This is a genomic window from Janthinobacterium sp. GW821-FHT03C08, from assembly GCF_059420905.1.
This window is the reverse complement of record NZ_JBWKUP010000001.1, coordinates 400,539-413,214: the sequence shown is the minus strand read 5'-3', so window position 1 is coordinate 413,214 and position 12,676 is coordinate 400,539. Positions and strand designations below refer to the sequence as shown.

Below are 12,676 nucleotides of genomic sequence, written 5' to 3'. Positions count from 1 at the left end.
AGGGCCGGAATCGCACCAATTGAGCGCATTTGTGTAAAGTATGGACGCATCAGCCAGCTAATCCTTTAAAATTAGGTTGATTATAACCCTCTCTTTTTAAAAAGAATTCACCGTTATGCGCGCCTCCCGTTTTTTTATTTCCACACTTAAAGATGCACCTTCTGACGCGGAAATCGTCAGCCACCAATTGATGATGCGTGCAGGCATGATCAAACGCCTCGGTTCCGGCATCTATACCTACATGCCGATGGGCCTGCGCGTGATCCGCAAGGTGGAAGCCATCATCCGTGACGAGATGAACAAGGCCGCCGCCATCGAACTGCTGATGCCGCTCGTGCAGCCGGCCGAACTGTGGCAGGAGACGGGCCGCTGGACCAAGATGGGCGATGAACTGATGCGCGTGAAAGACCGCCACGGCCGCGAATACGCGATCCAGCCGACGTCGGAAGAAGTCATCACGGACGTCGTGCGCACGGAAATCAAGTCCTACCGCCAGCTGCCGCTGAACTTTTATCACATCCAGACCAAGTTCCGCGACGAGCGCCGCCCACGTTTCGGCCTGATGCGTGGCCGCGAATTCACCATGAAGGACGCCTACTCGTTCGACCGCGACCTGGCCGGCATGCAGGCGTCGTACAAGATCATGTTTGACGCCTACACGCGCATCTTCACGCGTTTCGGCCTGAAATTCCGCGCCGTGGCAGCCGACAACGGTGCCATCGGCGGTTCCGGTTCGCACGAATTCCACGTCATCGCCCACACGGGTGAAGACGCGCTCGTGTACTGCCCGACGTCCGACTACGCCGCCAACATGGAAGCGGCCGAAGCGCTGCCGCCAGCGGGCGAGCGCCCGGCGGCCACCCAGGCGCTGACGAAAACGGCCACGCCGGACACCGTCAAGTGCGAAACCGTGGCCGCCCTGCTGGGTATTGAGCTGTCGCACACCGTGAAAACCATCGCCCTGACGGTGGAAACGACGGGCAAGGACGAAAAAATCACGAAACAGCATTTCATGCTGCTGCTGCGCGGCGACCATGAGCTGAACGAGATCAAGGTGGGCAAGGTGGCCGGCCTGGCCGGCCACCGTTTCTCGACGGAAGCGGAAATCCTGGAAGTCTACGGCACCATTCCCGGCTACCTGGGCCCGATCGGTACCAAGGCCCCCGTCACCGTGGTGGCGGACCGCACGGTCGCCCACATGAGCGACTTCGTCTGCGGCGCGAATGAGGCCGGTTTCCATTACACGGGCGCCAACTGGGGCCGTGACGTGGCCGAGCCAGCCATCGTGGCCGACTTGCGCAATGTCGTCGCCGGCGACGCGTCGCCGGACGGCCAGGGTGTACTGGCCATCGAGCGCGGCATCGAAGTGGGCCACGTGTTCCAGCTGGGTACGGCGTACTCGGAAAGCATGAAAGCCACCTTCCTCGACGAAAACGGCAAGCCGGCGCCGCTGCAGATGGGTTGCTACGGCATCGGCGTGACGCGCATCCTGGGCGCCGCCATCGAACAGAACTTCGATGACAAGGGCATCATCTGGCCTGCCTCGATCGCGCCGTTCGAAGTCGTGCTGTGCCCGATGGGCATGGACCGCAGCGAACTGGTCAAGGAAGAGACGGAGAAGCTGTACGCGGCCCTGCAAGGCGCTGGCGTCGATGTCATCGTCGACGACCGCGGCTTGCGTCCAGGTGCCATGTTTGCCGACTGGGAACTGATTGGCGTGCCGCACCGCATCGTCATCGGCGAACGGGGCCTGAAAGAAGGCAAGCTGGAATACCAGGGCCGCCGCGACACGGAAGCGACCGGCGTGGCGCCGGACGAGATCGTCGCCTTCATCCAGGGCAAAATGGCGCAGTGAAGCGCTTTTCAGTAAGCAAGGTGGCTGGCGCGCTCGCGCTGGCTGCCGGCCTGGCTTGCGCTGTTCCGGCGCAGGCCGGCAACCAGAAGGAGGAGGCGCTGGCCGACTCCGTCCGCCTGGCGCTGTCGCACGCGATCCGCGACGAGCGTCCGCCGCAACCCAAATTTGCCACCCCCGCCGACCTGCAGCGCTACCAGCAATGGCTGGCGCAGATGTCCACACGCCTGCAGCGCAAGCTGCCGGACGCGCAGCTGCGCACGGAATTCCTGGAAACCGTCTGGTACGAGTCGCGCCGCGCAGGCCTGGAACCGGCCCTGGTGCTGGGCCTGATCCAGGTGGAGTCGGCCTACCGCAAATATGCCGTCTCGCTGGCCGGCGCGCGCGGCTACATGCAGGTGATGCCGTTCTGGACGGGTGTCATCGGCGACAGCGACCGCAGCAAGCTGTTCCACATGCAGACGAATCTGCGCTATGGCTGCGCCATCCTGCGCATGTACTTGGACATGGAAAAAGGGGACCTGTACCTGGCCCTGGGGCGCTACAACGGCAGCCGGGGCCGCGCCGAGTACCCGAATGCCGTGCGGGCGGCGTGGCGGCAGTGGGAGTTCAAGCCGGCATCGTGATGGCTGGGGGCGGACCCTGTGGGACCCGGCGTGCTCGTCGGACCCCAGTATTTGCCGGGTTTTATGGGTTTTTAAACCGCACCGCAACGGCCGGGCCAGACCCGACGGGGTTTGGCCCCAAAAAAATGCCCCGCTCGCAGTGATGCGGCGGGGCACTCGCTCGGTGTTAGCCGGCGCATAGCTGATTATTTCAAATGATCGGAGATCAGTTTCGTCATTTCAAACATGGAGACTTGGGCTTTGCCGCCGAAAACTGCTTTCAGCTTGTCGTCCGCATTGATCATGCGGCGGTTGGCCGGATCTTGCAGATCGAGTTTTTTGATGTAATCCCATACCTTTTTGGTCACTTCCGTGCGCGGCAGTGGTGCTGCGCCAACAACGGCGGCCAGCTCTTTCGATGGCGTCATTGCTTTCATGAATGCTGCGTTTGGCTTGCGTGGTGTTGCCGGTGCTGCCGCTTTCTTCGCCGCGGCTGGTTTGGCTGCTGCCTTGGCTGCGGGTGCTGCTTTCTTGGCGGCTGCAGGCTTGGCTGCTGCTGCTTTGGCTGGCGCTGCTACTGGGGTTTTTTTGGCTGTTGCCATCTTCGAGCCTCCTTAACAAACACATGGGAAATTGCGCAATTAATCGCACGGCTAATATTGGTGTGGATTTACCTAGTATGCAAGTGTTTTTCACGTTTTCACGAGGAAAAAGCAGCGAAATGACGCGCCTGTCTCCCGGGCGCACCGCTCGGGGGCACGCAAGTGCGTTTTTGCCCGTAAATGGCATGGTTGCTGGCTATGCGGGGAGGGGCACTGCGGAAGGAGGGAAGAGTGATGCAGGACACATGAAAATGCAATCTGGCATTATTTGGAACAGTGTTTTTCGGGGTTTCAAGCGATGATCCTGCGGCATCTCGAAGGCCTTCAAAATCACAGCGCGCGGGGATGATTTGTGGCCGAGAAGCGCAACCGTACTTTAGTACGGTGAGCATCGCCGGCCGCAAGGCGCCCCGCGCAGCGGATTTTGAAGCCTTACCTCATGCCAGGCATCATGCCTTTCATACTGCGCATCATCTTCATCATGCCGCCGCCCGACAATTTCTTCATCATCGTCTGCATTTGCTCGAATTGCGTCAGCATGCGGTTCACTTCCTGCACCTGCACGCCGGCGCCGGCGGCGATGCGGCGCTTGCGCGTGGCCTTGATCAGTTCCGGCTTGGCGCGCTCCTGCGGCGTCATCGAGTCGATGATGCCGCACATGCGGCGCACCTGTTTATCGGCCTGGTCCATGTTCTTGCCGCCCGCCGCCTGCTGGAACTGGGCCGGCAGCTTGTCCATCAGGTTGGCCATGCCACCCATTTTCTTCATCTGGCCCAGCTGCGCCTTGAAGTCGTTCATGTCGAACTTGCCGCCGACCTTGATTTTTTGCGCCAAGTCGGCCGCGGCCTTGCTGTCGACGCCCTTGCGTGCCTCTTCCACCAGGGCAAGGATGTCGCCCATGCCCAGGATGCGGTTGGCCATGCGGGTCGGGTCGAACGCTTCCAGGCCGTCGAGTTTTTCCGAGACACCGGCAAACTTGATCGGCTTGCCCGTGATGTGGCGCACGGACAGGGCGGCACCGCCGCGCGCGTCACCGTCGAGCTTGGTCAGCACGATACCCGTCAGCGGCAGCGCGTCATTGAATGCTTTCGCCGTGTTGATGGCATCCTGGCCCAGCATGGCGTCGACGACAAACAGGGTTTCGATCGGTTTCACGGCGCCGTGGACGGCGGCGATTTCGCGCATCATCTCTTCGTCGATACCGAGACGACCCGCCGTATCGATGATCAGCACGTCGTGGTAATGCTTTTTCGCCCAGTCCAGCGCGGCCAGGGCGATATCGACGGGCTTGTCCGTGCTGGTGGACGGGAAGAAGTCGGCGCCGACCTGGGCGGTGACCGATTGCAGCTGGGCGATCGCGGCGGGACGGTACACGTCGGCCGAGACGGTCAGCACTTTCTTCTTCTTTTCTTCTTTCAGGTACTTCGCCAGCTTGCCGACGGTGGTGGTTTTACCCACACCCTGCAGACCGGCCATCAGGATGATGGCGGGCGGCTGCTGGGCAAAGCTGATCTGCGACGCTTCCGGTCCCAGGTCGGCGCCCATCAGGGCGGCCAGCTCGCGCTGCACCACGCCTACGAGGGCCTGGCCAGGCGTGAGCGAGGAAATGACGTCCTCGCCCATGGCTTTTTCTTTGACTTTGGCGATGAATTCGCGCACGGCGGGCAGGGCGACGTCGGCCTCGAGCAGCGCCAGGCGCACTTCGCGCAGCATGTCTGCGGTGTTCGCTTCGGTCAGGCGCGCCTCGCCGCGCATGGTCTTGACGACTTTGGCAAGCCGTTGGGTGAGATTATCTAGCATGATGAACCTGCAATGAAAAGCTTGGGAGTGGGCGGCGCAAAGAACCTGCCCCGGTAGGAATGCGTGCATCTACTGGGGAAGGCGCTAAGCCGGACGATGGGCGCCATTTTACCCCATCGCGGGGTCCCGGCGTTCCCTTGCTGCACAGCCTGGCGGTCGTACCATTTTTGGATTAGTTGGTATTTCTGGCAACGCTGCGATTGCACGAATGGCACGAACACGGTTAAAATGAGAATAATTCTTATTTACATTTTTGGGCGCGCCGCGCCAGACCGGAAAGGGATGCCATGTCGGCCGCCGATTTTGCCCAGCAACAGGAACTGCATACGCTCTACAGCAGCCATCATGGCTGGCTGCAGGGCTGGCTGCGGCATAAGCTGGGCAATGCGGGCGAGGCGGCGGACCTGGCGCAAGATACCTTCGTCAGCGTGCTGACGCATGGCATGGCGCCGCAGATCCGCGAGGCGCGGCCTTTTCTCGCCACCATCGCGCGCCGCCTGGTGGCGCACCGCTACCGCCGGCAAGTGCTGGAAGACGCGTATCTGGAAGCGCTCGCTTGCCTGCCGCCCGAGGTGGCGCCTGCGCCCGAGGAACGGCTGCTGGCGCTGGAATCCCTGCAGGAAATCGACCAGGCACTCGACGGCTTGCCGGGTCCCGTGCGCACGGCGTTCTTGCTGGCGCAGCTCGAAGGGCTCAGCTATGCCGACATCGCCGCGCGCCTGAACGTATCGGCCAGCTCGGTCAAGCAATACCTGACGCGTGCCAACCGCCAGGTGTTTTTCTCCCTGCCGGCATGAGCAAGTTGGCAGAACCCGCTGTCCTGCCAGCCATCCGCGAGGACGTGCAGCAGCAGGCGGCCGAGTGGCTGACCGTGCTGATGTCGAGCGAGGCCAGCGAAGCGCAGCACGCCGCCTGGCAGCGCTGGCGCGCAGCCGACCCGGAACATGAACGGGCCTGGCGGCATATCGAAGCGGTATCGCGGCGCTTCAACGGCTTGCATCGCAGCGCGGCCGCGCAGGCGCTGGCCGGCACGCCGCAGAAAACGGCGAATGGAAGGCGGCGCCAGCTGCTGGCCTGGCTGGGCGTGGCAGCCGGCGGCGGCTTGCTGGCCGCGCAGACGAATGCCTGGGAGGGCGCGCGCGCCTTGCGCGCCGACTACCGCACGGCCACGGGCGAACGGCGCGACGTGGCACTGGCCGATGGCAGTGTGCTCAGTCTGAATACGGGGTCGGCCGTGAATGTGCGTTTCGACGCCAGCCGCCGCCTGATCGAGCTGCTGGCCGGTGAAATCCTCGTTACCAGCGGCCACGGCGCCGGCAGCGCCGCGCCTTTGATGGTGGCCACGCGCGAAGGCGTGGTGCGCGCGCTGGGCACGCGTTTTTCCGTGCGTCAGCACGATGGCAGCAGCATGGTGGACGTGTTTGAAAGCGCCGTCGAGATCCGCCCCCGCGACGGTCAGGGCGCGCCGCTGCGCCTGGCGGCCGGGCGCGGCGTGGCGTTTTCGCGCCAGGCAACGGACGCGCCGCACGCCATCGATGCGCATGCGGATGCCTGGTCGCGCGGGCAACTGATCGTCGACGACGTGACGTTGGGCGACTTCTTGGCCGACCTGGCCCGCTACCGCCCCGGCGTCATCCACTGCGCGCCGCAAGTGGCCCAGCTGCGCCTGTCCGGCGTGTTCCCGCTGGCCGATACCGGGCGCATTTTGAACATGCTGCCGCACTCCCTGCCCGTGCAGGTGCGCAGCCGCACGGCGTATTGGGTGACGGTGGAACCGGCCCCTTAGCCACGCGTCGTAAAAAATATTGGCCATCCGGCTGCCCGTTTTTCGTTTTCGCGGCACCTACAGAGTAGGGCGCCTTTCTCTTACCGTCTGATGACGCCACTATTATCAGGAACTTGCATGTCTTACGCTTTAAATTTTGTCAGTTTGCCATCGTCTCACTCCTCACGGCGTCCGCTGGCGCAAGCGGCCGCCGCCCTGTGCCTGGCCGCCAGCCTGCCGGCGCTGGCGCAGCAGGCCGCGCCTGCCATCCCCACTGCCGAGCAGACCATGGGCGCGGTATCCGTCACGGCGGCACGCGATGCGACAACGGAAGGCAGCGGCTCCTATACGACGGGCGTGAGCAATACGGCAACCAAGCTGAACCTGTCGCTGCGCGAAACGCCGCAGTCGGTCAGCGTGCTGACGCGCCAGCAGATCGACGACCTGGGCATCACGACGCTGGACGACGCCGTGCAGTCGATCACGGGACTGGTCATGCAGAAGGGCAACTTCACGGGCGACTCGGGCAGCTTCAGCGCACGCGGCTTCCCCGTCGATAACATCCTGCTCGACGGCTTGCCCACCAGCCTCGGTGCGAACGGCACTTTCAATGGCGACAATGACGACCTGGCTATCTATGACCGCATCGAGGTGGTGCGCGGCGCCACGGGCTTGACGACGGGCAGCGGCACGCCCAGCGCGGCCATCAACCTGGTGCGCAAGCGCCCGACGGCCACGCCGCAGGCGTCGTTTTCGGCCAGCGTGGGCAGCTGGAGCAACTACCGGCTGGAAGCGGACGCGGCCAACGCGCTCAACGCAGCGAAGACCCTGCGCGGGCGCATCGTCGTCACGGTGCAGGACAAGCAGGATTTTGTCGACGTGCTGCATGGCCGCAATCACCAGTTGTACGGCGTCATCGAGGCCGACCTGCGTCCCGATACCACGCTGACCGTGGGCGCCCACTACCGCAAGACGGACAACGACGGCGTGACGACGGGCGTGGTCACGGCGGCCGATGGCACTTTCCTGAACTTGCCCCGCTCGACCTACCTGGGCACCGATTTCGATGAATGGCGCCAGACGGACAAGACCATCTTTGCCGAACTGGAGCACCACTTCGCCAACGGCTGGAAGGCCAAGCTGGCGGCCACGCGCAAGACGCCCGAGATCGACACCACGTTTTCCGGCATCAACCGCCGCGGCGACACCCTGCGCTTCAACTCGCAAAGCTACCGCGCCGAACTGGCCAACACCAGCTACGACGCGTACGCCAGCGGCAGCTACAGCCTGTTCGGCCGCGAGCACGAGCTGACCGTCGGCGCCAGCCACCGCCGTTCGTCAAAGAACAGCTATGGCGGCTGGGCCCCGTACAGCTGGGGCGCGGCGGCGCCCGTGCTCGACCCGTACAACTGGGATGCGGGCGGCGTGGCGCGCCCCGTCATCAACTATGCGCAGTGGCGCACGGCCAGCATCACCAAGCAAAGCGGCGTGTATGCGGGCACGCGCCTGCGCCTGGCCGATCCGCTGTCGCTGGTGCTGGGCGGGCGCGTGAGCTGGTACAAGGACGATGCCGGCTACTCGGTGGCGCGCGAATTCACGCCGTACGCCGGTGTCGTGTATGACCTCGACAAGCAGCATTCCGTGTACGCCAGCTGGACCGAGATCTTCCAGCCGCAGGCGGCCACGGACGCCAATGCGCAGCCATTGAAGCCGATCAGCGGCACCAATTATGAAGCGGGCGTGAAAGGCGAATACTTCGGCGGCGCCCTCAATGCCAGCGCGGCCGTGTTCCAGATCCGCCAGCAGAACCGCGGCGTGGACGACCTGGCTGGCCCGAATCCCTGCCCGGGCAGCACCTGGGGCTATTGCCAGCGCGCGTCGGGCGAAGTGCGCAGCGAAGGCGTGGAGCTGGACGTGGCGGGCGCGCTGACACCGGACTGGCAGCTGTCGGCCGGATTTACATATGTGAAGGCGCAATTCACGCGCGACAGCGATCCGGCCAATATCGGCAAGGATTTCAACAGCCGCTATCCGCGCCAGCAGCTCAAGCTGGCCACCAGCTACCGCCTGTCCGGCGTGGCGCAGGGCTGGCGCGTCGGCGCCTCCGTGTACGGGCAGGGCGCGACGGAGTCGAGCGACGGCACCTACCATCTGCGCCAGGGCCGCTACGCGATCGTGGGCCTGAGCGCGGCCTGGCAGGTCGACAGCCGCGCCGAGCTGCGCCTGAACGTCAACAATGCGCTCGACAAGCACTATTACCAGAGCATTTATTCCGATGTCTTCGGCAACCTGCCCGGCGCGCCGCGCAATCTGATGCTGACCTTGAACTACAAGCTATAACTGAATAACTTTGAATGACCTATCTTGATGAAGGATGCATGGCTTATGAATGTGCAGTTGAACCTGGCCCGCGATGGCGTGACCGCGCTGGTGCCACAGGGAGCGCCGCGATGATGAAGTCGGCCAACATGATGTTGTTCTCGCGCGTGCTCGCCGCCGTCTTTGGCGGCTATGCGCTGACGTCCGGCGTGGCCGTGCTGCTGGCGGCCGTGCTGCCGCTGTCGCGCGCCGAAGCCGTGCTGACGGCCACCTTGAGCGCCTTTGCCGTGTATACCTGTGCCGTGATCTGGGTCTTTGCCGTGCAGGACCTGCGCCGGGTCTGGCTGGGCATGCTGCTGCCGGCCATCCTGTGCGGCGGCATTGGCATGCTGCTGTCGCGGGGTGCCGCATGAACGCCGTCAAGGTCGATAAAGTGGTGAAAACTCCACAGCAGGGCGGCCTGCGCCAGGCCATGGCCTGGCTGCATACGTGGAGCGGCCTGTGGATTTCCTGGCTGCTGTTCGCCATCTTCCTGACGGGCACCCTGGCCGTCTTCGACGACCCCATTGGCCACTGGATGACGCCCGAACACGCTTTGGCCGAGGCGGCGCATGCGAACGATCCGCCGCTGCCGAAGGTCACGGACCGTGGCCGCCGGCTGGAACTGGCGCTCGACTTCATGGCGAAGGAGCACCCGAAGGCGGACATGTGGGAAATCTGGCCCGTGCAGCGTCCCGGCCATGGCCTGTCCGCCTACTGGTTCCAGCCCGGCGGCGGCTATGGCTCGGCGGAACTGGACCCGCTGACGGGCGCCGTCATCGAGCATGCCCGCGACGCGACGGAGCGCGAGACCATCGGCGGCCACCATTTCGTCGATTTCCACTATGAGCTGCATGCGGGACGCATCGGCGTCTGGATCGTCGGCATCACCACCATGATCATGCTGGTGGCGCTGGTCAGCGGCGTCATCACGCACAAGCGCATCTTCAAGGATTTCTTCACCTTCCGCCCGGCCAAGGGCCAGCGCTCGTGGCTGGACGCGCACAACGCCGTGGCCGTGCTGACCTTGCCGTTCCAGTTCATGATCGCCTATACGGGCCTGGCTTTCTACAGCGACGACTATGTGCCGGCGCCCGTGGTGGCGCAATACGGCGCGGAAAACGGCAAGAAGGCCTTCCTGAGCGACTGGAACGATGCGGGCAAGCCCGTGAAAACGGGCCAGGCGCTGGCGATTCCCGCGCTGGAGCCGTTCGCGCTGCGCGCCGAACAGGCCATCGGCCAGGAAATCCGCGCCGTGGTGCTGGACAATCCGAACGACGCCTCGATGCGCGTGTGCATGTACGGCTGGAATGAAGAGATGGACACGATGGAGCGCCTCAGCGCCAACACGGGCATGGCCTGCTATGCGCTGGCCACGGGCGAACAGATCGCCGTGCGCCAGCCGGGCGAATCGAACACGGGCGGCGCGGGCCTGACGCGCATCGTCATGTCGAACCTGCACATGGCCGGTTTCGGCGGCACGCCGATGCGCTGGCTGTACTTCCTCTGCGGCCTGGCCGGCACGGCCATGATGGGCACGGGCGCCATCCTGTTCATGGTCAAGCGCCGCCAGAAGTCGGGCGGCGAATTCGGCGCCTACACGCAGCGCGTGTACCGCGTCATCGAATGCCTGAACGTGGCGGCCATCGCCGGCCTGGCCATCGCCTGCATCGGCTACCTGTGGGCGAACCGCCTGATCCCCGTCGGCATCGAGCAGCGCGCGGGCTGGGAAGTGCGCGCCTTCTTCGGCGTGTGGTTTTTGATGCTCGTGCATGCCTGCCTGCGCGGGGAAAAGCGCGCCTGGGTCGAGCAATTATGCGTGCTGGCCGCCCTGTGCCTGCTGCTGCCCCCATTGAATGTGCTGAGCACGGGCGACAACCTGGCGGCGCAGATCGCGCGCGGCGACTGGGAAAGCGCCGGGGTGGAGCTGTGCAGCATGGCCTTCGGCCTGCTGGCCGCTTGGGGCGCGTGGAACGTCCACAAGCGCAAGGAAAAACCGCTGAAAAAGGCTGCCGGCAAGGATGGCCCGGCGCCATCGGCCAGCCTGCAAATCAATACGGAAGGACAGTCATGATCCATACCATCCTGTGCGCGCTGGGCCTGGCGTATGCGGGCATGGCCAGCCTGTCCCTGGCGATGGACCGCCATCACGGCCAGGTATGGGGCACGGATGCGGCGCCGAACGTGCGGCGCGCGCTGCAGCTGGCCGGCGCCCTGTTGCTGGCGCTGGCCATCTGGCCTTGCGTGGCCGGCTGGAGCGCCACCGTCGGCGTGGTCGCCTGGCTGGGCTTTTTATCGGCCGGCGCGCTGCTGGTGGCCCTGCTGCTGCCGTATGCGCCACGATTGCTGTTTCGTAGTTCCCTGCTGGCAGCCGTCGCCGCGCTGGCAGGGCTTGTGACCTTCCTGCATTGAACGCAATGCACATTTCAAGGATAGACTGATGCACTTTTCACGCCTGGCGACACCGATCGACGTTTTTACTCTTGACAGGGCGGTTTCCTGATGGCGGCCCGTCTGCCTACCCGCCGCGCGCGCATTCTCGGCGCAGTCGTCCTGCTGGCGCTGTTCGGCGCCAGCGCCTTGTGGGCCACGCGCGGCTCGAAAACCGTGTTCGACACGGCTCCCGTCAAGCGCGGCAACATCGAGGCCAGCGTCACGGCCATCGGTACCCTGCAGCCGCAAACCTATGTCGACGTGGGCGCCCAGGTGTCGGGCCAGATCACGCGTTTGCACGTGCAGCCCGGCAGCGCCGTGGAAAAGGGCCAGCTGCTGGCCGAGATCGACCCCAGCGTGCAGCAAGCCACGGTCGACGCGGGCCGCGCCGCGCTGGCGGGTTTGCGCGCCCAGCTGGCGGACCAGCAGGCGCAGCACCGCCTGGCAGGCCAGCAGCATGGCCGCCAGAAGCAGATGGCGCGATTCGACTCGACCCCGCTGGCCGACCTGGAAGCGGCCGAAGCCACCCTGGCGTCGGCCGCCGCCAGGATCGACCACCTGAAGGCGCAGATAGCCCAGACCCAGGCCAGCCTGAAGGCGGACGAGGCGCGCCTGGGCTATACGCGCATCTATGCGCCGATGGCCGGCAGCGTCGTGGGCCTGGACGCGAAGGAAGGACAGACCCTGAACGCGACGTACCAGACGCCGAACATCCTGCGCATCGCCGACCTGTCGGCCATGACGGTGTGGACGGAGGTGTCGGAGGCGGACGTGCGCCGCGTGCGTCCGGATATGCCCGTGTATTTCACCACCCTGGGCGGCGACCAGCGGCGCTGGAGCGGCAAGGTGCGGCAAGTGCTGCCGGCGCCGCCGGTGCCCGGTGGTTCCGCCGCCGGCACGGCCCTGGCGCCGTCAACCAGCAAGGTGATCTTGTATACCGTGCTGTTCGACGTCGATAACGCCGATGGCGAATTGATGCCGCAAATGACGGCGCAAGTGGTGTTTGTCACGGCAGCGGCGAACAATGTGCTGGCCGTGCCCTTGCCGGCGCTGAAACCATCGACCGAGGAGGGCGCGAAACCGGGACAGTTCACGGCCCGCGTGATGGATGCCGACGGCAAGGTCGATACGCGCGCCGTCACCGTGGGCGTGCGCAACCGCCTCAATGCCGAAGTGCTGCAAGGCTTGCGCGAAGGCGAATTGCTGGTGACGGGCGAGCAGCCGGCCGGCACTGGCGCCAGCAGGTTCCAGCTATGAGTGC

The 12,676-nt window shown here is 64.7% G+C and carries 11 protein-coding genes; 9 read left to right on the top strand and 2 right to left on the bottom strand.

What is annotated here, in order from left to right; genetic code table 11:
- Positions 1-115: 115 nt before the first annotated feature.
- Positions 116-1,855 carry a proline--tRNA ligase gene (locus AC07VL_RS01900; protein ID WP_494804357.1) on the top strand — a complete coding sequence of 580 codons (1,740 nt, stop codon included), beginning with the start codon at positions 116-118 and terminating at the stop codon, positions 1,853-1,855.
- On the top strand, positions 1,852-2,478 hold the full coding sequence (locus AC07VL_RS01895; RefSeq protein WP_494804356.1) for a lytic transglycosylase domain-containing protein: 627 nt from the start codon (positions 1,852-1,854) through the stop codon (positions 2,476-2,478). The genes AC07VL_RS01900 and AC07VL_RS01895 overlap by 4 nt, the downstream gene beginning before the upstream one ends.
- A 185-nt stretch (positions 2,479-2,663) precedes the next feature.
- Here AC07VL_RS01895 and AC07VL_RS01890 read toward each other — a convergent pair whose 3' ends face one another.
- On the bottom strand, positions 2,664-3,059 hold the full coding sequence (locus AC07VL_RS01890; protein ID WP_071653383.1) for an SWIB/MDM2 domain-containing protein: 396 nt from the start codon (positions 3,057-3,059) through the stop codon (positions 2,664-2,666).
- Positions 3,060-3,491: 432 nt separating this feature from the next.
- Positions 3,492-4,859, bottom strand: a complete 1,368-nt coding sequence (gene ffh / locus AC07VL_RS01885; RefSeq protein WP_034746567.1) for a signal recognition particle protein — start codon at positions 4,857-4,859, stop codon at positions 3,492-3,494.
- 287 nt (positions 4,860-5,146) lie between these two features.
- On the opposite strand from ffh, the gene AC07VL_RS01880 reads away from it, so the two are divergent.
- From AC07VL_RS01880 to AC07VL_RS01850, 7 genes are all read left to right on the top strand, one after another.
- Positions 5,147-5,656, top strand: coding sequence for a sigma-70 family RNA polymerase sigma factor (locus AC07VL_RS01880; protein ID WP_494804355.1), 510 nt, complete (start codon positions 5,147-5,149; stop codon positions 5,654-5,656).
- Positions 5,653-6,645 carry a FecR domain-containing protein gene (locus tag AC07VL_RS01875; protein WP_494804354.1) on the top strand — a complete coding sequence of 331 codons (993 nt, stop codon included), beginning with the start codon at positions 5,653-5,655 and terminating at the stop codon, positions 6,643-6,645. The genes AC07VL_RS01880 and AC07VL_RS01875 overlap by 4 nt, the downstream gene beginning before the upstream one ends.
- Before the next feature lie 117 nt (positions 6,646-6,762).
- Entirely contained in the window at positions 6,763-8,964 is a 2,202-nt protein-coding gene (locus AC07VL_RS01870) for a TonB-dependent siderophore receptor (RefSeq protein ID WP_494804353.1), read from the top strand.
- Positions 8,965-9,074: 110 nt separating this feature from the next.
- Positions 9,075-9,356, top strand: a complete 282-nt coding sequence (locus tag AC07VL_RS01865) for a hypothetical protein (RefSeq protein WP_494804352.1) — start codon at positions 9,075-9,077, stop codon at positions 9,354-9,356.
- Entirely contained in the window at positions 9,353-11,056 is a 1,704-nt protein-coding gene (locus tag AC07VL_RS01860) for a PepSY-associated TM helix domain-containing protein (RefSeq protein ID WP_494804351.1), read from the top strand. The genes AC07VL_RS01865 and AC07VL_RS01860 overlap by 4 nt, the downstream gene beginning before the upstream one ends.
- The gene (locus AC07VL_RS01855; protein WP_494804350.1) at positions 11,053-11,394 is read left to right on the top strand and encodes a DUF3325 domain-containing protein; all 342 of its coding nucleotides are present in this window, start codon (positions 11,053-11,055) and stop codon (positions 11,392-11,394) included. Before AC07VL_RS01860 ends, AC07VL_RS01855 begins: the two co-directional genes overlap by 4 nt.
- Positions 11,395-11,484: 90 nt before the next feature.
- Entirely contained in the window at positions 11,485-12,672 is a 1,188-nt protein-coding gene (locus AC07VL_RS01850; protein WP_494804349.1) for an efflux RND transporter periplasmic adaptor subunit, read from the top strand.
- Positions 12,673-12,676 lie beyond the last annotated feature (4 nt).